Source organism: Acidimicrobiales bacterium (assembly GCA_035536915.1).
In the GTDB taxonomy this organism is placed as follows: Bacteria; Actinomycetota; Acidimicrobiia; order Acidimicrobiales; family JAHWLA01; genus JAHWLA01.
The window spans coordinates 324,984-345,484 of sequence record DATLNE010000044.1 but is presented as its reverse complement, the minus strand read 5'-3'; the positions used below and the strand labels follow the sequence as shown (position 1 = coordinate 345,484).

Sequence of the window (20,501 nt, the reverse complement as noted above, 5' to 3'; positions counted from 1 at the left end):
AATTTCCGTCGACAAAACCCGGCAATTCACCCACCCTAGGACTTGTAAAGGCGATGGGGGGAGCCGCCATGGACACCTTCGAAGGGTGGTACCGCCAAGAGCACCCGCGCTTGGTGACCTCGCTTCTGCTGGTGGCCGGCGACATCCACGTCGCACAAGAGGCAGCCGACGAAGCGTTCGCCCGAGCCTTGGCTCGGTGGGACCGAGTCGGTGCCATGGACTCCCCGAACGGGTGGACCTATCGGGTCGCCTTGAACCTCCTCCGGCGGCGGGGGCGGCGGGCAGCTAAGGAGCGCGAGCTGCTTGCCCGTCAACGTCCGCCGGGGGAGATACCTGCCCCCGCCGGGGAGGCTTGGGATGCAGTTCGGCATTTGCCGCCGCGGCAACGCACGGCAGTCGTCTTGCGTTTCGTAGCCGACCTGACCGAGGAGCAGGTGGGTGCCGCCATGGGCGTCAGCAGAAGCACTATTTCGTCGCTGCTCGCTGACGCCCGGCGCACTCTCGGCAAGCTCTTGGCCGACGACGACGAGCGGGTCGTGGGGGTGGTTCGCAGTGTCTGACCTTCGACAGTTCGCCGCGGAGTTGATCGCCAACCCGCTGGTACCCGTGCCGCCGATGGAGGGCGTTGTCGCGCGTGCGCATCGATACCAAGCGGCCCGCAGGCGCAGGCAGGTGGGCGCAGGGCTGTGCCTGGTGGCGATGACGATGATGGCGGTCGCCCGCGCTGGGGTCGGCGTGGGCGACCGCCACAGCGTGCGCATGGTCGGCGAGCCCCCCTCGGCCGAGGAGCGGGGCACGACGACGACGACCGTGGTCCCGTCGTTCGGCGGCGACCCCGGCACCTTCCCGACGCTGCCGTGGTCGGGACACAGCTTCGACGGCGACTGGTCGCACTTGCGAGCCGGACGAGGATGCCCGGCAGTCGATCCCAAGGCGCCCCCGCTGAAGGTGCTCGCGGGGACCGGCTCGCTCGACTCCCAGCCCTTCGACGCCGTGGACTCGCTCTTCGACGCCGTCAACAAGGCCGGCGGCGTCTGTGGCCGGGTTGTGCACTTGGTCCGCGGCAACGTGGACACCGCCGACCTGTCCAAGTACGTCGCCGTGCTGGGCATGCCCCTCGACGACAACCTCGACGCCGCTATTGCCAACGGCCGCATCGCCCGCTCGGGCATCCCCGTGGTCAGCGGCGACGGCCTGTCCCAGGCGCAGCATCGGACGCGCGGGGTGTACCCCGTGGGGCCGTCCGCGAGCGCCATGGCCCGTACCGCAACCGCACACGCCAAGGCCCGTGGAGCCAAGAGCTTCGCCATCGTCTACGACGCCAACCGCACCTTCGGGCGCGAAGCGGCCGAGAGCTTCGACCGCTACGTCCGCCAGGACGGCGGCACCGTCAAGGCTTCCGTCGCCCTCGACCCGTCGGCCAACGCCTACGCCCCCCAGGTCGACCGCTTCACCAGCGCGTGCGGCGTCGACGGCTGCGACTTCGTGCTGCTGGCTCTGCTGCCGGAGACGGCGCAGAAGTGGCTGGCGACCAATCCGGTCAAGCCCCGAATGCAGTTGGCCGGGCTGTCGACGGTCTTGGCCGACGGCTTTACCGACCATTGCATGGCCTCGTCGGACCGTTCCTGCGACGGCTTGGTCGCCTGGAGTGGCTACGTGCCCCGCACCGGTGCGCAGTACTGGAATGCCGAGGCGGGCTACGCATACGGATACAGCAACGGAAGCGCGTTGCGACAAGGCGCGGTGGTGGCCGCTCGGGTGCTCTACGAAGCGCTGACGGTCGCAGGCCCCCACGCCACGAGCGCTTCGCTGCGCCGAACGCTCGATGCGATCACGTTCACATCGGGGATCACCCCTGCGCTGTCGTGGCCACGTTCCACGTCGGTTTCACAGGCGTGGACGCTGCGCTCTGGGGGACTCGTTCCTAGGACGTCCAACCCGACCGCCGTGAACGAAGCGGGCACGCACGCCGTCGAGGGGCCCCAGTGGTACCCGGTCGGCACCGGCTGGGTCCGAACCCCGGGCTAAGCGCCGGGCAGCAATCGCCGGAGGCCGCGGCGCTTGGGGGGGACGTTCCCCCCCTCCCCGTGCGACGCGGCCTCCCGCGCCAAATTGGCCACGGCGATCACGTTGGTCATGACTTCGCCGAAGGCGTCGGGGTCGGCCAGCAGCCACGAGTGCGAGCCGCCCACCACTTCGCCTTCCGAGCCGATGGCGGCGCACAGGGCGTCGAACGAAGCGCGGGGGACGATGCCGTCCTTCTCCCCCCACAGCACGACCACCGGCAGCTTGCGCCGCTTGAGCTGTTCGAGCTCGCCGGTCAGGTCGGCTTGGCGCACCAGGTTGGCCACCTTCCACAACGCCCTGGGGTTGCGCACCACATTGGGCAGCGCGTCCTCCAGCACCACCGGCAACACCCGGGTGATGCGGGCGGGGTCGAGCAGGTCGCGCGGGAAGTGGATGCCCCAGTCCCACAAGGGCCGGTCGGCCATGGAGCGCCCCGTGCCGCCGGTGGCCGACGTCCACGCCGAACCCCCGATGGAGTTGACGAGCACCAGGGTGCGCACCCGCTCGGGGTGGTCGTGGGCCAGCTTGATGGCCACCGCCCCACCGAAGGAGTGGCCGACCACGAAGGCGGGCTCGTCGAGGCCCACGGCCTCCAGGAAACGGTCGACCCACGTGGCGTAGCCCTCGAACGAGAAGTGCTCGCCGGGCAGGTCGGCCGTGCCGCCGAAGCCGGGCAGGGCCGGCGCATAGACCCGACAGCCCAGCTTGACCAAGCGCTTCAGCGCCCGCTTGTAGGAGTGCTGCCCCAACCCCCACCCGTGCAGGAACACCACGGGCACGCCTTCGCCGGCGACGCCGTAGAGCGCGGGGCGCCCTTCGACCGTCGTGCGTTGCCACGCGAGGTGGTCAGGTGGCTCCGGTTCTCGCAGGATCCCGAGCGGCAGGGTGATTGCCATCGCGAGCGCGATGGTAGCTACGCGCGAGCGCGCGCCTGCATTCGGTCAGCCGGCGCGACGGGCGAGCACCTGCTTGCGCTCGGCCTCGTTGAGCCCGCCCCAGATGCCGTGCGGCTCCTTGATGCGGATCGCGTACTCGAGGCAAGGCTTGCGCACCGGGCAGCTGGTGCAGATCTCCTTGGCCCGCGCTTCACGCGCTTCCTTCTCGTCCTTGCGCTCGAATGACGAGGGCGGGAAGAAGACGGTGGCTTGCGGCCCACGGCAGGCAGCCCGCACCTGCCATACCTCGTCGGTCATTGTCTGGACGCTCACGCGACCCCCCTTTCAGGCTGGCGACCCTACCGCCTGTCGGCCACTGCCTCAAGTGTGAACTTTCGCGAGCACCGAGGCGCTGACCTGCGCTTTTGTTGCAAGTCGGACAACGATCAGTGTCGGCGGTAGTCCTTGGCGCCGCCTGCTTCGGGTTCGACCTCGAGCAACAGCCCGTCGATGCCCACCACTCGGACGGCCTCACCCGGGGCGATCGGGGTGGCCCGATTGGTCCGGGCCCGCCACGGGGCGCCCCGCACCTCGACGGTGCCGTCGGGGTCGACGGCCACCAAGGCTTCGCCCACGTCCCCCACCATCGACTCCCGCCCGATGGTCGGCGTGGAGAAGCGGGCCCGCACCATCGAGGGCATGCCCGCCACCATGAACAACGCCGTGCCCGCCACCACGAACAGCATCACCAGCAGCGACGGCGAATAGCCGTCGTAGAGGCGGACGGTGCCCACGGCGAGCGACACGGTGCCGATGACCGTCCACGCCCGCGGCGAACCCGCTTGCACGTCGACGGCGTAGCCGAACACCCCGAGGGCGAGCAGGGCGAGCGCCCACGGGCGGGTAGGAAGTTCGGCCAGCCCGAAGCCGCCGAGCACGAGGGCGCACGCGCCGGTCACCGCGGCCACGCCGATGCCCGCGGTGTAGAGCTCGAAGACGATCAGGGCGAGGCCGAGCACGAACATGACGTAGGCCACCGAAGGGCTGGCCGCGGTGTGCAGAAGGCGAGCCACCAGGCCGAGCTTCTGGAAGCGGACGTTGACGGTGGGCGTGCGCCGTGGGTCCTTGCCCGGCTCCTGCACGACCTCGGACGTCTCCAGGGCGCTGCCCGCGTAGGTGCGGCCGTCGAGGTCGACGATGAAGTCGCCCAGGGTCGGCGCCTGCAAGACCTCGTCGGGGGCGTCCTCGATGCGGGCGCCGGGTGCGATGCCGCGCAGGCGGGCAGCCTGCACCAGGCGGACGGCGTCGCCCTTGGCCTTGGCGCCCGTCGGCCCCACCCACACGGCGACGGGGACGGCTGCCCCTTCGATGCGAGCCACCAGGGCGTCGAGGCGGGCGTCGTCGACCACTGCCCCGCTGCTGTCGAGTTGGACGACGAGCGCCTCCACGCCGCTGCGTTCGGCGTCGTCGACGGCGTCGGTCACGAAGTCGGCGACCACGCGGTCGATGAGGCCGTTGACCTCGATGACGTCGACCTCGCCCTTGGCTTGGGCAGAGGCCGACGACGCCAGGAGCATCGGCAGAGAAAGGATGAAGAGGCTGGTGAGTAGTCTGCGCATTCGTGGATGCGGCCGGGTTTTGCGCCCAGACCCGCGTGCTCATCGTCGCCGGGAAGGGCGGCGTCGGCAAAACGACGGTCACCGCCGCGGTGGCGCGCATGGCCGCGCTCGCCGGGCTCGACACCCTGATCGTCGAAGTCGAGGGCAAGAGCGGGCTCGGCGCCGCCTTCGGCAAGCCCGAGTCGTTGACCTACGAAGAGGTGTCGTTGGCGCCCGGCGTTCGGGCCCGAACGCTCACCCCCGACGACGCCTTGTTGGAGTACCTGGCCGAACACGGGATGCGCCGGGTGTCGAAGCGGCTGGTGTCGTCGGGGGCCATCGAGGTGGTGGCCACGGCCGTGCCCGGCATCAAGGACATCCTCGTGCTGGGCAAGGTGAAGCAACTGGAGCGGGCCAAGGCCGCCGACCTCATCGTGTTGGACGCGCCGGCGGCAGGCCACGCAGTGACGTTCCTCACCAGTGCGGCCGGGCTGGCCGATGCCGTGCGGGTGGGCCCCATCCGGGCGCAGGCCCAGGACGTGCTGGAGCTGTTGTCGGACCCAGCGCGCTGCCAGGTGATGCTGGTGACGCTGCCCGAGGAGACGCCGGTCAACGAGGTGGTGGAGACGGCGTTCAAGCTGGAGGACCGGGTTGGCGTCGCCTTGGCGCCGGTGGTGGTGAACGGGCTGTACCCGACGATCGAGGGGCTCGACGTCGACCCGACGGCGGTGGCAGGCGACGCGGTGCTGCGCGAGGGCGAGGCCGACGCGCTGCGGGCGGCGGCGGCGTTCCGGCGCGAGCGCACGGCGTTGCAGGCCGAGCAGGTTCGGCGACTGGGCGACGCGTTGCCGTTGGCGCAGTTGCGGCTGCCGTTCCTGTTCACCACGGAAGTGGGCGCGGCGGAGGTCGACGTGTTGGCCGGGGCGTTGACCGAGGCAGTGGGCGCGCTGTGAAGGCCTTCGACAACGGTGTCGTGGTGTGCTGCGGGTCGGGCGGCGTGGGCAAGACGACGACCGCGGCGGCGTTGGCCTTGGAGGCGGCCCGTCGGGGACGGCGGGCGTGCGTGGTCACCATCGACCCGGCCAAGCGGCTGGCCGACGCCCTGGGCCTGGCCGAGCTCACCAACGAGCCGGGGCTGGTGCAGGGCGACTGGCCGGGCGAGCTGTGGGCGCTGATGCTCGACACCAAGTCAACGTTCGACTCGTTGATCACCCGGTATGCGGCGTCGCCGGGGCAGGCGCAGGCGATCCTGGGCAACCGCCTGTACCGCAACATCGCGGGCGCGCTGTCGGGCACCCAGGAGTACATGGCCATGGAGAAGCTCTACGAGCTGCACGAGGCCGGGCGCTTCGACCTCATCGTGGTCGACACGCCGCCCACCAGGAACGCCTTGGATTTCCTGGATGCGCCGCGGCGGTTGACCCGGTTCCTCGACAACCGCATCTTCCGGCTGCTGATGATGCCGACCCGGGCCTACATGCGGGCGGTGAGCGTGGCCACCCAGGCGTTGCTGCGCACCATCTCCAAGGTGGTGGGCGGTGAGGTGGTGGCCGACGCGGTGGCGTTCTTCCAGGCCTTCGAGGGCATGGAGGAGGGCTTCCGCCAGCGGGCCCGGCGCATGGAGGAACTGCTGGCCGACCCGTCCACCGCGTTCGTGCTGGTGGCCTCGCCCCGGCGGGATGCGGTGGAGGAAGCGCTGTTCTTCGCCGACAAGCTGAAGGAGTCGTCGATCTCGGTGGACGCCTTGGTGGTGAACCGGCTGCACCCCCGGTTCGGGGGCGAGCGGCTGAGCGACTCGGCCGCCGCCGTGCGGGCTCGCGCGTCGTCGTTGGCGTCGACGCCCTTGGGGCCGCTGTACGCCAACCTCGCCGACTTCCGGGAGGTGGCCGAGCGGGAGGAGTCCCACTTCGCTGCCTTGGCCGAACGGGTGGCGCCTGCGCCGGTGGCCCGGGTGCCGTTCCTGGCCGCCGACGTGCATGATGTCGAAGGGTTGGTTCGAGTAGGGGAGTTCTTGTTCTCATCATGAGTGGCTACCGCATCGGCAACATCGCCATCGACTGCAACGACTTGGAGGGCATGACGTCGTTCTGGGGGGCCATGACGGGCTTGTCGCCGCTGGCGGGCGACGACTCGTTCTGCATCCTGGGCGACGCCGAGCACCAAGGGCGGCTCAAGCTCTATCTGCAGCGGGTGCCCGAGCCGCGGGTGGGCAAGAACCGGCTGCACATCGACCTGTACGTGTCGAACGCCGCCGCCGCGTTGGCCGAGGTCGAGCAGCTAGGTGGGGCGTCGGCGGGCACGCACGAGCGCGAGGGCATCAACTGGACGGTGGCCACCGACCCCGAGGGGAACGAGTTCTGCCTGGTGGAGGTGCTTCGGAAAAACTAAGTGGGCGTCGACTCGCCCTGGAGGGCGGCGGCGGCCTCTTCCACCGTCTCGGCCACGGTCACGATGCGGTCGAAGCCGGTGGTGCGGAGGAGACGGGTGAGCGTGGGGCGGTTGCAGGCCACGGCCACGTCGCCGCCCAGCTCGCGGGCTCGGCGGATGCCGCCGATGAGAGCGCCCAAGCCCGCGGAGTCGACGAAGGGCACGCCCGACATGTCGATGAGCAGGCGGGGGTTCGACGCCAGTTCGGCGAGGGCTTGGCGGAATTGGCTGACGGTGAATGCGTCGAGCTCACCGACCGGCCGGCAGATGGTGTAGCCATCGGCCTGGTCAGTCTGGATGTCGAGCAAAGGGTCTCCTCCTGGCGGGCCGCCGTCCTGGGGGGCAGGCGCATGGATGGTACCCACCCAAAAGGGAGCAGTACCCTCACGCCGTGCCCGACGTGCTCATTGCCGCAGATGCCCCCGGGGTCCGCAACGAGTTGCGGTCCGTGCTGTCGGGGCTGCCGAACGTGACGATCCGAGAGGTCGACAGCGGCACAGCGGCTATCGCCGCTGTCGAGGAGCGGGAGCCCGACCTCGTCATCCTCGACTCCCAGATGGGCAACATGGGCGCCATCGCGGTGACGCTCGAGCTTCGGCTGGAGGAAAGCGGCGACCGGCTCGACCACGTGCCGGTGCTGGTGCTGGTCGACCGGCGGCCCGACGTGTTCATGGTCCGGCGCTCCGACGCCGAGGGGTGGCTGGTGAAGCCGCTCGACCCCATCCGGGTGCGCAAAGCGGCCACCGCGTTGCTGGCGGGCGAGACGTACTACGACGACTCGTACCGGCCCTCGCCGGTGGTCACCTCGGTGGCGGCGTCGGCGTCGGGGTCGGCTGGCGGCGAGTCCTAGCGGGCTTACCCATGCCCCGACGATTGCGGCGGCGGCGCCTCGACGAGGCGGTCGTCGCCCAACCCACCGAGCACGAGCAATCGATCCTGGCGTCGTTGGAGCGGCTGCGGTCGACGACGGTGCGCGAGGTGATGACGCCCCGGGTCGACCTGGTGGCGTTGCGGGCGCCGGTGTCGTCCGACGACGTGGCGCGGGCGGTGCGGGAGTCGGGGCACTCTCGGTTCCCGGTCTACGGCGACGACCTCGACTCGTTGGAGGGGGTGCTGTTCGTGAAGGACCTGTTCCGCATCAACGAGGAGATGACGCCCGCGGTGATCGGACGGCGGCTGCGGGCGCCGTTCGTGGTGCCGGAGCACTCGCGGGTGCTCGACGTGCTGTCGGAGATGCGGCGGCGGCGCAACGCCTTTGCCGTGGTGATCGACGAGCACGGCGGGGTCGAGGGGGTCGTCACCGTCAAAGACTTGGTGTCGGAGCTGGTGGGCGAGCTGCCCGACGAGTTCGACCGGGAGCCCGAGGCCGAGTTGGTGCGGGTCGACGCCCGGCGCTGGCTGGCCGACGGGGGGTGCGCGGTAGACCGGTTGCGGGACGAGCTGGGCGTGCCGGTGCCCGAGGGCGACTACGTGACGGTGGGCGGGTTCCTGTTCGACCGGTTCGGCCGAATCCCCGGCGAAGGCGACACGCTGGAGCACGAGGGCTGGCAGTTCAAGGTCACCGAGATGGACCGCCGCCGGATTGCCCAAGTCGTGCTCCGGGCGCCGTCGGATACCATCGGGCCCGGCCCGGATGGTGAAGGGGCCATCGGGAAGTAGCGCAGCTTGGTTAGCGCGCAGCGTTCGGGACGCTGAGGTCGCGGGTTCGAATCCCGCCTTCCCGACTCAGAAAGGTGCCGTTCAGAGGCGGTCACTCGCCCTTGACGTGGCGGATGACTGCCTCGAGGTCCCGGCGGTCGGTGAGAAGTCTTGGTCCGGGCTCCGCCACGGTCCCCGCAACCCGATCAGCTCGCGCTTGCAGAGAGGCCTCTCGGCCAGCGCGTTGTCGTAGGAGTCGCCGTAACTCCTGCAGCTCTGCCTGAGCCGGGCCGAGCGAGCGTGCGTCATGAGGTGCTCCGCCGAGTCGACGCGCTCGAGCCGAAGGATGCAGCGGCCCATCACGGCGCCATGGCGTGCTCCGTGCAGCACGGGTTCCGCGCGAGGGCCACAGCAAGGGCTACTCTTGCAACCGCGCGGGAACGGGGGGCTTGGGCTTCCGTGGCTGGTGTCGGCAGTGTACGGAGGACCTGGGACCGAACGGGGGGTACGGTTGATGCAGCTTTCGCGCGCCTGCACCTGCCACTAGGCCCGACGCCTCTCTCAACCCTCGCGCCCAGAACCAGCTACGAGGGAGAAGACATGGCAGCACGAAGGGTACGAGCACGGGCCAGGGCACCGACATCAGCGCCCGCGCCACGAAGCCGACATCGGCGCAAGGCGGCAACTTGGGTCGCCCGGACGGTCGCCGCGACCCTGATCGCAGTACTCGGGTCCTTCATGCTGCCTCCGGTGGCGCCGCCAGCGTCGGCACACACAGTCAATGGCAGATGGCCATCGGAGCAGTGGGCATACAACGAGTCAGGCATCGCAAACGTCATTGGCCCGGTGGGCGTCGAAAGTCTCTACACCGCCGACTGGTCATGGGAGACGACAGAACTCTGGAAGTGGGTCAATCCCTATGCCAACAATACGACAAACTCTCGGAATATTTACTTCGATTCGATCGACGGCAGGATGGGCGGTGTATGGGGACGCGCTGCGACGCCGTGCCGCGCTGGGTACACCTGTTACATGTACTTCGACATCGCCGAGCGGTGGAACTCGACCAGCGAACTCCGTGACAATAACTGGATGGACTTCCGCTCGGCGGCGACACACGAGTTCGGCCACTGGATGGGAGGATCCCACTCCTGGGACTATCCATCGACCCAGGAGTTCCCGGGGCAGAAAGCTGCGCTCTATGAGCACGTCAACTACGGCGAGTACCGCAGGGCGATCTTTCAAGATGACATCAATGCCGTAAAGGCAGCGCGCGCCTACCTCGACATCGTCACCGCTAACGACAGCTTCGAGTACGGAACCAGAGGATTTCTGCTCAGGCGTGCCTTTGGCCAAGGCTCGTGGACGCGCTACTGCGACGGCGGTGGTTACGCGGGCACCAGTTGTTACGTCCAGTGGAACGGCACCAGTAACTCGATCTACCAGGACGTCCACCTTCGCGGGACCGGCTACAACCAGAACGGCGCGCGCAACATGTGGGGCCAAGGCCGCTTCCGCAACCGCAGCGGGCTGGCAGGACGGCAGGTGCAGGTCGTCGTCTGGAACATCGACAGCGGCACCATCCTGGCGAATCAGATATGCAACCTTCCGATAGACGCGTCGTGGGTTCACTGCACAACGCCATCCTTCCGGACGGGGCCAGCCGGGCTGAGGGTGGAGTACTACAACAACACCGGGTCGAACACCGACCTCGACATCGCGATTCTCGGTTAGGGGAAAAAGATGAAATCTCGGAAGTTCACTTCATTGTTAATCGCGACGCTCGTGTGCGCGCTCGCAGTCGGCGGATGCTCTCGTTCCGACACCGGCGTTTCAGCCGTTGGGGCCGATCCTTCCGAACGAGCGCCCGGCGACCCGCATGGCCCTGCCCCGGAGACAACCCCGGGACCTGAGTACGACGGAAACCACCCAGACCCTCAACACGTCCACGACGAGCCGGGAGTCGGCGTATACGACTGGGCCCCGCCGCCGAACTTCGCCAAGTTCGTGCAGTGGAGCCACGCCGCGGTCATCGGTCGTGTCACGGCGATTGCACCTCCTCGATGGAACACGACTGACAACCAGCCCGACGAGCACGGCGTCATGTTCCGTGACGCGCAACTCGCCGTCGAGGAGGTCATCTACAACGCACCCGAACTGCCTGCGACAGTCGGGACAACCGTGACTGTCCGGCTGACGGGTGACGGCTCGGAGACCGGCCCCGCCACCCACGGCGCGGAGCCCATCAGGCATCTGAATGCGATCGCAGGCCCGGTTGCAGCCGGCGACAAGGTGCTTTGGGTGCTCGGCATGGACGACTTCCCTTTCAGAGGCGGCACGACGGAGAAGACACCGAGGCTCGTCTATGACTACTTCGGCGCATGGCGCATCACGTCGGAACTTCTCGCACTCAACCCACAGCCGCTGAGGACGGTCCCGCTGGCCCCCTTGGTAGCGAAGCTGAAGGCGGTGCGCGCCGCGCCACCTTCGACCGGGAACACAGGGACGCAGGGGAAGCTGAATCCGATCGAGTAGCTCCTCAAGGAACCAGCACCACATCACGTCCGCCGCCGCCCTCTGCACTGAGGGCGGCGGCGGTGGTCAAAGGGGAAGGACAGCACGATTCCTGCACGGGGAAGACGCATAGCCAGGGCTCGTTACTTCGCGGCCCAATTCGTCGTAGCCGCAATCGGCATCGGATGTACGGGGGATCGCGAGCTGACCGCTCCCGGTCCGCCGCCGAGCGGTGACCGCGGGCTTGGCCCACGTCGGGCGGATGTCCCGAGTCGACCACCCACCCACGAGTACGCGCTTACTGGTGTGGACTGCGGGAACGTGGTCGCTGACCACACGGGAACAGTCCCTCAAGGGCCGGTTGACTGCCTCCTGAACGCTGTCGCGGCCGGCCAGCCGGCATATCTGGTGGTAACCACCTCGACCATCGAAGGCGACCCGGTGTTCTCGGCGTACCAGGTTGTCGGCGCCGGGGAAGTTCAACAGGCCTTGGACGCTCGATGGGACAGTTACGGGTCCGGAGAACTCACACGCCAGCGGTGCTCTGTGGCTGCCAGTGGCGGCACAGAGTTGGTCCGCGGCAGCGATGGCAGGTCGATCTTCCTCGCCGAATGCCGACGGCAGTGACGGCGGAAGGATCGACTCGCCCGGCGCCGTTCCTCCATGGACACGAACGAGGCGTATCACCCTGGGCTCAGATCAGCGCGAGGGAACCCCCCTACGTTCGATACGCCGAAGATGCAGCCCAGCTCGCTCAGCCCTTCCCGACATCGGAACCGCGCCGCCGGGCGCCTGGCCTTGCTGGCCGCCCGATGCCGGTCAGTCTTGAGGCAGGGTGGGGAACCTAGCGCGCCCACCTGTGTGCCGACACACCCAACGGGTGCAGCCAGGGCGGCTCGGAGACGCCCCCCACGTGGGCTCCGTCGCCGTCAGGCCAGTTCGAACCACACGGACTTGCCGAGCACGCCGGGGGTGACGCCCCAGGCTTCGGTCAGGTGGTCGAGGATCAACAGGCCCCGGCCGCCTTCGGCCAGCTCGTCGTCGCCGCGGCGGACGGGACGGCCGACCACGTCGTCGTCACGCACCTCGACGCGGAGGCGGCCGTTCGCCAGGGTCGCCCGCACGAACACCTCCCTCCGGCAGTGGCGCAGCGCGTTGGTGACCAACTCGCTCACGCACAGCTCAGCCGCCTCCACCAACGCCGGGCAGCCCCAGTCGAGCAGGCCGGCGCGCAACCAGCGCCGAGCCGCGGCAGCAGCCATCGCGTCAGCGGCGAAGGTCGTCGCTGCGCTCGTCGTCGATTGCATCACGTTCATCCCTGCCCCTCCAGCATTCGCAACACCTCTTTCGGCAAGGGGGGTTGCGTACTGAGGGAAACGGGGGAAGAGTGTCGGCACATGCCCAAGCCGACGCCCAATGATCCGGTGATGGACGCCCTCGACGCCTTGGTCGAGACCCTCACCACCACCCAGGAGCTCACCAGCAAGGCACTCGCCCGCGCCGAGCAGCTCCGGGAGAACCGGGCGGCCGGGCTCACCTACTCCGAAGCCGTCGTCGGCGGCGACCGCCCCCTTGTGGTCGAGGTCATGCGCCAGGTCATGGCCGACCTCAGCGCGGCGGCGGGGCGCTTCCAACGAGCCGAGGCCAAGGCGCTCTGGGAAGAGGGCCTGACTATGGAACGCATCGCCGCCACCTTCGGCATCACCCGCCAGCGCGTCTCCGGCCTCCTCGGCGCCCCCGGTCGTCGGCCCCGCACGCGACCCGAATGACCGACCCCGCCGTGGCGGCCTACATCGAGGCCGTCCCCGCCGAGCACCGCCCCTTGTTCGACCGGGTGCACAACCTGATCCTCGAGGCCCGCCCCGACGCCGAGGTCGTGCTCTCCTACGGCATCCCCACCTACAAGGCCGGTCGCCGCCGCCTCTACCTCGGGGCCTGGAAGCACGGGGTGTCGATCTACGGCTGGGGCGCAGGCGCGGACGCCGGCTTCACCACCCGCCACCCCCACCTCAAGGCGGGCAAGGGCACCATCCGCCTCCGCGCCGACGACGCCGCCGCCATCGACGACGACGAACTACGGGCACTGGCGCAGGCGGCCCTCGCCGAATGACAGACTGCGGCCGATCAGTCTCATGGGGAGGAATCGAATGGCCTTTCACCCGTACCTGAACTTCGGCGGCAACTGCCGTGAGGCGTTCACCCGCTACCAGGAGATCTTCGGCGGCGAGCTCACACTGCTGCCCATGTCGGACATGCCGTCGGACCAAGCGCCGCCCCCCGAACAAGCCGACCTGATCTTGCACGCCGCCTTGACCTTCGACGGCAACCTCCTGATGGCGTCCGACGACCCCACCGGCGGCTTCCAAGGCGTGCAGGGCATGTTCGTCAACTACTCCTGCGCCGGCGTCGACGAGGCGCAACGCGTCTTCAACGAACTGGCCGACGGCGGCCAGGTGACAATGCCCATCGCACCGACGTTCTGGTCGCCCATGTTCGGCATGTGCGTCGACCGCTTCGGCACGCCGTGGATGGTCAACGCCGAGCCCGAGGGCGGCTACCCCGCCTGACGGCCTTGTAGCGACGGCGACGACCCCGTACCGTTTTGGGTGAGTTGCGCAACACAGCGCACTCGCTCACTGGGGGGAACTCATGCTGCACGCTCGTAGAAAGCTCGCGCTCCTCGGCGCGCTCGCACTGGCGGTGCCGATGGCCGTCACCGACGGGGCCAAGGCCACCGGCCTGTGCGAGGCACCGTCGTACGTCGCCCAAAGCCTGGGCACCACCACGGGCAGCCTCGCCGGGCTCACGCCCATGCTGCGCTTCGTGAACCTGAGCGACTCGCACATCATCGACGACGAGGCGTCGCCCGTCATCACCGGCAACTACCTCGACCCGGCGCTGGAGCCGCCCATCGCCAACAACAGCGCCCAGCGGCTGCAGGAGGAGTACACCGACGAAGTCCTCAACGCCATGGTCAAGACCGTCAACGCCTGTGACAGCGACGACGCCTTGGAACTGATGATCGCCACCGGCGACCTCACCGACAACATGACCCTGAACGAGACCCGTCGCTACATCGACAACCTCGACGGCGTGAAGCACCAGGGCACGGCGTACGAGAAGCACTGCGGCTACACCACCCACGACTCCAACGGGAACCCCAAGCTCGGCGCCCTGCCGTGCACCCCGGCCATGCAGGCGCTCTTCGCCGGCCCCACCGGCAAGCTGGTGGCCGACACCCAGGCCGCCACACCCGACCCCAACGACCCGACCTACCAGCTCATGCCGACCCGCACCCCGCGCCAGATCGCCGAGACCGGCGTGGCCGGTGCCGCGGGCGGATCGCATGTGGCGGCGCCGGGGCTGCCGCCCAGCCTGCGCTGCAACCACCACACACCGAGCTGCGACAACGAGAAGCTGGCCATTCCGCACATGGCCGTGTTCGGCAACCACGACGCCTCCGTGCGCGGCACCGTCACCTTCCAGCAGCCCTTCCAGGCGGGCGCCTTGGCCGACGGCCGCTACTTCCTCGAAAGCCAGCGCGAGTTCATCAACGAGTGGTTCGAGACCAAGCACTCGCCGGGGCCGGTGGGCCACGGCTTCAACTACGCGGGCTCGCGCCTCGACGACGGTGACGACCGCAACGACGGCTACTACGCCTTCTCCGCCAACGGCGTCCGCATGATCGTCATCAACACCATCTACGACGGCGTGCAGGACGCGCTCCACCAGGGCGGCGCCACCAACACCGCCACCGGCGGCGTGGTCACCGGCAACGAGGCCAGCAACCCGGCGGGCGCCGAGATGGGCGTCATGTCGACCTCGCAGTACGGCTGGCTGGCGAACGAGTTGGCCAACGCCAGCGAGCCCGTCCTCGTCTTCAGCCACCATCCCGACCGCTCGTTCAGCGAGCGGCGCCTCGGCTTCGCCGCCGACGGGGGCAAGACGGCCGACCAGCTCAACGAGCTGCTGGGCACCCACGGCAATGTGCTGGCCCACATCGCGGGCCACACCCACGAGAACGTGGTGCGCGCCTGCCGGCCCGGCCCCGGCAACTGCGACATCGGGGGCAGCGGCGGCCAGCCCGACGTGGCCCACGGCTTCTGGCGCATCGAGACGGCGTCGCTGGTCGACTACCCGCAGGAAGGGCGCATCGTCGAGGTGTTCGCGCTGGCAGGCGGCGGCCACGCCCTGCGCCTCACCATGATCGCCCCCGACCCCACAGACCCGGTGGCCACCCTGTCGAAGACACTGTCGGAAGCCGAGGCCACCTGCACCACCTCGGCCATGATGGGCGGCCCCGCCAACAGCGGGCCCTACGACCAGGCCCGCTTGGCCCAGGTCCTGGCCAACGCAGGGGAAGCTGCGGTCATGGGGAACTTCTGCCAAGGCCAGGCCAGCCTGGCCCTCGCAGCAGGGGATCCCACCGACCGCGACACCATCCTGTACCCCTAGGAGAACCAGCCCCTTCGGGTTATTCTGTCCACCACCCGGCGAAGGCGTGTGACCACTCTCCGTCCAGACGACGGGCTCCGCAAGCAGTGCGGAGCCCGTCGGCCTGGCGGCACGCGCTTTCACGAGCGGGCGGCGACCTGGAGGGACAGAGTGGGGCGGACTGCGAAGGCGGCGTTGGCGGGGGCCTTGGTTGCCGCGGCGGCGGTCGTGTCGACGCCGTCGACGGCGGGCGCCACCGAACGGGTCATCGTGCAAGCCGACGCTGGCGGGCTGGCCTCGGCCACCCGGGCAGTCACCGCCGCGGGTGGCCGCGTCACCCTGGCCCTGCCGATCGTCAACGGCTTCGCCGCCGAGGTGCCGGCCGCGGCGGCGGCCCGGCTCCGCAACGCCGAGGGCGTGCGCGCCGTCACGCCCGACGCCGAGGTGACGGTGCAGGCCACCACGTCGAGCACGGTCAACCCCACGAGCATCAACTCCGTCTACGCCCGTGAGACCGGCGCCGACCAACTGTGGGCCGAAGGCATCACCGGCAACGGCGTCACCGTCGCTCTCGTCGACACCGGCGTATCGGCCAGTCCCGACCTGGCGGGCCGCGTCGTCACCGACGTCCCCGATCCCACCAACAGCGCTCGCACCGACGTGTGCGCCAACTTCGCAGGCGACGGCACCTGCGACGACCGGTACGGCCACGGCACCTTCCTGGCCGGCCTCATCGCAGGCAACGGCGCCGGCTCGGCGGGCATGTTCCGCGGCATCGCCCCCGGCGCGCGCATCGTCTCGGTCAAGGTGGCGGGTTACGACGGCTCCTCCGACGTCAGCAAGGTGCTGGCCGCCATCCAGTACGTGGTGTCGTTCCGCGAGCAACTCGGCATCGATGTGCTCAACCTGTCGCTGGGCACCAACAGCACCCAGAGCTACGCCGTCGACCCGCTGAACCACGCGGTCGAGCAGGCCTGGCAGTCGGGCATCACCGTGGTGGTCGCCGCGGGCAACCTCGGCCCGGCACCGGGCACCATCAGCAAGCCGGGCGACGACCCCTTCGTCATCACCGCGGGCTCGGTCGACGACCGCGAGACCCCGGCTCGCGACGACGACCGCGTCCCCAACTTCAGCTCGCGTGGCCCCACCGCGGCCGACGGCCTGGCCAAGCCCGACCTCGTCGCCCCCGGCGCCCGGCTCGTCTCGCTGCGGGCGTCACAGGGCAACTACGTCGACACATTCGTGGGCGGCGGCGTCAACGCCACCTACCGCCGGGGCAGCGGCACCTCGATGTCGGCCGCCGTCGTGTCGGGCATCGCCGCCCTGGTGCTCGACGCCAACGAGACGTGGTCGCCCAACCGGGTCAAGCACGCCCTCACCACCACCGCCTCGCGCACGGGCCTCACCGCGCCCACCGCAGTCGGCGCCGGCCTCGTGCAGGCCTACGCCGCCGCCCGGCGAGCGCCCGCGGGCGAAGCCAACCTCGGCCTGGTGGCGGGCAACGGCACCGGCAGCCTCGACGCCAGCCGCGGCGACGTCGAGGTCAGCGGCCCGTGCCAGCAGCCCTACCGCACGCTCGATCCCACCTGCACCAAGCCCCTCGAAGGCGACGAGACGGCCCAAGGCCGCACCTACGAAGCGGAGCAGTGGGGCACCTCCTGGTACGAAAGCCAGTGGGCCGAGGCGGGACCGCTGGGCACCTCCTGGTACGGCACCTCCTGGTACGGGACCTCGTGGTACGGCACGTCGTGGTACGGGACCTCGTGGTACGGCGCGTCGTGGGAGGGGGGCACCGACACCCAGACCCGCTACGGCAAGCCCGCCGACGGGGGCGCCTGGTACGGCGCCTGGGAATAGTGCGCCGACCATGAACGAGGGGGCGAAGGCGGTCAAGGCCTACGTCGCCGCCTTGGCGGCCGCCGCGGTGGCGGTCACCGTCCTCACCGACGCCACCGCCGGCTCACCCGCGTGGGGGGCGCTGCCTGTGCTCGCCGCCCTGCTGGTGGCGGGCGAGTACCTGTTCGTGCGCTTCCGCTACGGCGGTGAGATCAGCACCATCAACCTGGTGGAGGCGGTGCTCGCCCCCATGCTGTTCGCCTTCTCCGCCCCGGTGGTGGTGGCCACGGTGGCGGCCACGCAGGTGGCGGGCGCCGTGCTGCGGCGCAATGCCGTGGTCAAGAGCGCCTTCAACGTGGCCCAGTGGTCGCTGGCCGCCGCGGTGGGCGCCGCGGTGATGGCCACCGCGGGCGAGCCCGGCGCTTTCACCACCGAACGGGTCGCCGCCCTGATCGTGGCCCTGGCCGTGGTGGGGCTGGTCAACCACGTCGCCTTCGCCGGCGTGCTGGCCATGATCAACCACCGCTCTCCCCTCGCCGTGGCACGCGAACTGGGCACCGTGCTCGTGGTCGGCTGGTTCCTGGGCTGGGCGGTCAACACCTTGATCGGCCTGCTGTTCGCCTTGGCCTATTCCACCCACGCAGCCGCCGTCGTGCTCTTTGCCGTGCCCTTGGCCGTGCTCCACATCGCCTACCGGGGCTACGCAGGCGCCCGCTCCGACCGGCTGCGGCTCACCGGCCTGCACCGGGCGGCGCGCTCGCTGGCCGGGCCGCTCGATCCGGGCCACGCCATCGAGGGGTTCCTGCGCGACGTGGCCGAGGCCTTCGAAGCCACCGCGGCGGCCCTCGTCTTCGACGAACGCCCCGAACGGGTCATCCACCGGGTCGACGCAGGCGGCTACACGGTGGTGACCGAGCCCGCCGAGTCGTCCTCCTTGGAGGGCGTCATGTGCGCCTGCGCGGGCGCCGTGCGCGTCACCGGCAACGGGCACCCGTGGTCGGAGGCGCTGGTGGAGGCCGGCTGGCGCGACTGCCTGACCGCGCCGCTGGTGGAGGACGGCCGCACGCTCGGTGCCCTCGTCGTCTACGACCAAGCGGGCTTGGAGGGTTTCGAAGCGGGCGAGCTCGCCGTGCTCGAAGCCGTCGCCCGCGAGACGGTGGCCACCTTCGCCAAGGGCCGGCTGCTCGCCACCATGTTGGAAGAGCGCCAGAAACTGGCCGAGATCGTGGGCACCACCTCCGACGGCATCCTCACCATCGCCGCCGACGGACGGGTGCGCACGTGGAACCCCGCACTGGAGCGCATCACGGGCATCGCCGCCGCCGATGCCGTCGGCAAGCCCGCCCTGGAGGGGCTCGAGCCCGTCACCGTGAACGGCCAGCCGGTGGGCCTCGACCGGTGGGCCGACGACCTCGTGCTGCCCGCCGAGCTGCGCATCACCGCGGCCGACGGCGAGCAGCGCCGGCTGTCGTGCTCCTACAGCCGGTCGGAGGACGAGACGCTGGTCGTCGTCGCCCGCGACACCACCACCGTGGAGGAGATGGCCCAGCTTCGTGAGGAGTTCGGCCAACTGGTGGCGGCCGAAGAGGCCCAGCGGGAAGTGGTCGAACAGTTGCGCCAGGCGGTCGTGCCGCCCCGTCCCGTCCTGGCCGGCGCCGACCTGGGCGTCGCCTTCCTCGCACCGGACGAGACGGCGCCCACCGGCGGCGACCTGTTCGACTGGCACGTCCTGCCCACCGGTGAACTGCACCTCGCCGTGGTCGACGTGCTGGGCCACGGCGTGGCCGCCACCAAAGACGCCCTCAGCGTGGTGTCGACGTTGCGCATCCTGTCGCTCCAGGGCTGCCCGTTGGAAGACCTGGTGGCCCGGGCCGACGACCTGCTGGCCGCCGACCAGCGCGAGATCGTCGCCACCGTGGTGGTCGCCCGCTTCGACACCCGCACCGGCCGCCTCCTCCTCGTCTCGGGCGGGCACCCGCCCGCGCTGGTCGTCTCCGGCGACGGGTCGGTCCGCCAAGTGGCCGCCACCGGCTCGGCCATCGGGTGGCCGGGAGCAGGCAGCGACGGGGTGGCCGAGGAGTCCCTGCAGCCGTCCGACACGCTCGTGCTCTACACCGACGGCCTGGTCGAGGCCCGCAAGAACATCGTCGAGGGCATCGAGGTGCTCATGCGCCACGCGGCGCTGGCCGCGCACCTCCCGGCCGAGGAACTCGCCACACAGCTCTTGGAGCGGGCCGTGTCGGGCGCCCAGCGGCGCGACGACACCTTGGCCCTCGTCATGCGGGCGACGTCGGTGGGCGAGCACCGGCACGAGCAGGTGTGGCGGGCCTCGCCTGCCGCTGAAGAGGTGGGCGCCGTGCGCAGGCAGGTCACGGAGTGGATGGCCGCTCGCGAGCTCGACGTCGACGACATCGACGACGTGCGCCTGGTGGTGTCGGAGCTGCTGACCAACGCGGTTGTCGCCGCCCGCTCCACCGTCACCGTGCACGTCGCAGTCGACAGCGGCCGCGTGCACGTGTGGGTGTCGGACGACGGCGGCTCGGCCCCCGACCTGTCGACCGCAGGCCACCTCCCGGTGCCGGACAATGCCCAAGCGGGCCGGGGGTTGTTCCTCGTGCGCTCGGTCATGGACGACGTGACGGCGCTGACCAACGAGATCGGCACCACGGTGCGCTGCGTCAAGCGCCTGCGCCGGGTGGCCGTGGACGAGCCGCCGACCGACTCGTTCGCCGCCCACGGACCGGCTTGATCGAAGCCGTTGCTACGAGTGGGCTTCCCTCACCGCTAAGCATCCGCATCAAGACCCAAACTGCTAGTCACTGGCTGTCGACTGGCATGCCCCAGTCCGTCATGAATCGCCGTTGCGGTGCGACGGACGACGCGGGGCCAACCGCATGCCGAGGAATTGGGCCGACGCGTTCGCGCGTCCCGTAAAGCGTCGCGCCTGTCGCAGGAGAAGCTGGGCGAGCTGGCGGGCCTGCACCGCACCTACATCGGGCACCTGGAACGAGGCGAGGTCAACCCCAGCCTCAACAACATCATCCGGGTGGCCGCCGCCCTCGACGTCGACCCCGCCGACTTGGTGAAGGGCCTCCGCCCGAACGAGTAGCGC

The 20,501-nt window shown here is 69.9% G+C and carries 21 protein-coding genes and 1 tRNA gene; 17 read left to right on the top strand and 5 right to left on the bottom strand.

The genetic code is table 11. The features are described 5' to 3' along the window. Positions 1-68: 68 nt before the first annotated feature. Together VM938_14065 and VM938_14060 are read left to right on the top strand one after the other, a co-directional pair. The gene (locus VM938_14065) at positions 69-560 is read left to right on the top strand and encodes a sigma-70 family RNA polymerase sigma factor (GenBank protein HVF76158.1); all 492 of its coding nucleotides are present in this window, start codon (positions 69-71) and stop codon (positions 558-560) included. Continuing rightward, positions 553-2,028, top strand: coding sequence for an ABC transporter substrate-binding protein (locus tag VM938_14060; protein HVF76157.1), 1,476 nt, complete (start codon positions 553-555; stop codon positions 2,026-2,028). The genes VM938_14065 and VM938_14060 overlap by 8 nt, the downstream gene beginning before the upstream one ends. On the opposite strand, the gene VM938_14055 is transcribed toward VM938_14060, so the two are convergent. The 3 genes from VM938_14055 to VM938_14045 all read right to left on the bottom strand — a co-directional run bounded on the left by VM938_14055 (position 2,025) and on the right by VM938_14045 (position 4,519). Further along, complete coding sequence (locus VM938_14055) at positions 2,025-2,963, bottom strand: alpha/beta hydrolase (protein ID HVF76156.1); 939 nt, start codon at positions 2,961-2,963, stop codon at positions 2,025-2,027. The two genes, VM938_14060 and VM938_14055, sit on opposite strands and share 4 nt — an antisense overlap. Before the next feature lie 45 nt (positions 2,964-3,008). Then, positions 3,009-3,275, bottom strand: coding sequence for a WhiB family transcriptional regulator (locus VM938_14050; GenBank protein HVF76155.1), 267 nt, complete (start codon positions 3,273-3,275; stop codon positions 3,009-3,011). A 113-nt stretch (positions 3,276-3,388) separates the two neighbouring features. After that, positions 3,389-4,519: an NfeD family protein gene (locus VM938_14045; GenBank protein ID HVF76154.1), complete on the bottom strand. Its 1,131-nt coding sequence runs from the start codon at positions 4,517-4,519 to the stop codon at positions 3,389-3,391. Between the two features lie 44 nt (positions 4,520-4,563). Between VM938_14045 and VM938_14040 the strand changes: the two genes are divergently transcribed. From VM938_14040 to VM938_14030, 3 genes are read left to right on the top strand one after another with little or no spacing between them, the layout of a single operon-like run. Continuing rightward, the gene (locus VM938_14040) at positions 4,564-5,493 is read left to right on the top strand and encodes an ArsA-related P-loop ATPase (protein ID HVF76153.1); all 930 of its coding nucleotides are present in this window, start codon (positions 4,564-4,566) and stop codon (positions 5,491-5,493) included. Continuing rightward, entirely contained in the window at positions 5,490-6,566 is a 1,077-nt protein-coding gene (locus VM938_14035; GenBank protein ID HVF76152.1) for an ArsA-related P-loop ATPase, read from the top strand. Before VM938_14040 ends, VM938_14035 begins: the two co-directional genes overlap by 4 nt. Beyond that, the gene (locus VM938_14030; GenBank protein ID HVF76151.1) at positions 6,563-6,928 is read left to right on the top strand and encodes a VOC family protein; all 366 of its coding nucleotides are present in this window, start codon (positions 6,563-6,565) and stop codon (positions 6,926-6,928) included. Before VM938_14035 ends, VM938_14030 begins: the two co-directional genes overlap by 4 nt. Here the strand turns inward: VM938_14030 and VM938_14025 are convergent. After that, positions 6,925-7,275, bottom strand: a complete 351-nt coding sequence (locus VM938_14025; protein HVF76150.1) for an STAS domain-containing protein — start codon at positions 7,273-7,275, stop codon at positions 6,925-6,927. The genes VM938_14030 and VM938_14025 overlap by 4 nt on opposite strands. An 83-nt stretch (positions 7,276-7,358) precedes the next feature. Here VM938_14025 and VM938_14020 point away from each other — a divergent pair, with 83 nt between their 5' ends. From VM938_14020 to VM938_14000, 5 genes are all read left to right on the top strand, one after another. Further along, positions 7,359-7,817, top strand: a complete 459-nt coding sequence (locus VM938_14020; protein ID HVF76149.1) for a response regulator — start codon at positions 7,359-7,361, stop codon at positions 7,815-7,817. An 11-nt stretch (positions 7,818-7,828) separates the two neighbouring features. After that, positions 7,829-8,626, top strand: a complete 798-nt coding sequence (locus VM938_14015; GenBank protein ID HVF76148.1) for a hemolysin family protein — start codon at positions 7,829-7,831, stop codon at positions 8,624-8,626. Continuing rightward, positions 8,617-8,691, top strand: a tRNA-Pro gene (locus VM938_14010). The genes VM938_14015 and VM938_14010 overlap by 10 nt, the downstream gene beginning before the upstream one ends. A 652-nt stretch (positions 8,692-9,343) precedes the next feature. Then, positions 9,344-10,339 (top strand): matrixin family metalloprotease, encoded by a 996-nt coding sequence (locus VM938_14005; GenBank protein ID HVF76147.1) that lies wholly within the window; start codon positions 9,344-9,346, stop codon positions 10,337-10,339. 9 nt (positions 10,340-10,348) lie between these two features. Then, positions 10,349-11,140, top strand: a complete 792-nt coding sequence (locus VM938_14000) for a hypothetical protein (protein HVF76146.1) — start codon at positions 10,349-10,351, stop codon at positions 11,138-11,140. Between the two features lie 908 nt (positions 11,141-12,048). Here the strand turns inward: VM938_14000 and VM938_13995 are convergent. Next, positions 12,049-12,435, bottom strand: a complete 387-nt coding sequence (locus VM938_13995) for an ATP-binding protein (GenBank protein ID HVF76145.1) — start codon at positions 12,433-12,435, stop codon at positions 12,049-12,051. Between the two features lie 81 nt (positions 12,436-12,516). Here VM938_13995 and VM938_13990 point away from each other — a divergent pair, with 81 nt between their 5' ends. The 7 genes from VM938_13990 to VM938_13960 all read left to right on the top strand — a co-directional run bounded on the left by VM938_13990 (position 12,517) and on the right by VM938_13960 (position 20,498). Beyond that, a complete protein-coding gene (locus tag VM938_13990; GenBank protein ID HVF76144.1) occupies positions 12,517-12,888 on the top strand; it encodes a hypothetical protein in 372 nt (123 codons plus the stop codon). Continuing rightward, positions 12,885-13,229, top strand: coding sequence for a DUF1801 domain-containing protein (locus tag VM938_13985; protein HVF76143.1), 345 nt, complete (start codon positions 12,885-12,887; stop codon positions 13,227-13,229). The genes VM938_13990 and VM938_13985 overlap by 4 nt, the downstream gene beginning before the upstream one ends. A 37-nt stretch (positions 13,230-13,266) precedes the next feature. Then, positions 13,267-13,686 (top strand): VOC family protein, encoded by a 420-nt coding sequence (locus VM938_13980; protein ID HVF76142.1) that lies wholly within the window; start codon positions 13,267-13,269, stop codon positions 13,684-13,686. Between the two features lie 82 nt (positions 13,687-13,768). Beyond that, the gene (locus tag VM938_13975; GenBank protein HVF76141.1) at positions 13,769-15,574 is read left to right on the top strand and encodes a hypothetical protein; all 1,806 of its coding nucleotides are present in this window, start codon (positions 13,769-13,771) and stop codon (positions 15,572-15,574) included. Positions 15,575-15,724: 150 nt separating this feature from the next. Further along, positions 15,725-17,410 (top strand): S8 family peptidase, encoded by a 1,686-nt coding sequence (locus VM938_13970; protein ID HVF76140.1) that lies wholly within the window; start codon positions 15,725-15,727, stop codon positions 17,408-17,410. Between the two features lie 10 nt (positions 17,411-17,420). After that, complete coding sequence (locus tag VM938_13965; GenBank protein HVF76139.1) at positions 17,421-20,138, top strand: SpoIIE family protein phosphatase; 2,718 nt, start codon at positions 17,421-17,423, stop codon at positions 20,136-20,138. Positions 20,139-20,294: 156 nt separating this feature from the next. Beyond that, positions 20,295-20,498: a helix-turn-helix transcriptional regulator gene (locus VM938_13960; GenBank protein HVF76138.1), complete on the top strand. Its 204-nt coding sequence runs from the start codon at positions 20,295-20,297 to the stop codon at positions 20,496-20,498. The last annotated feature ends 3 nt before the right edge of the window (positions 20,499-20,501 follow it).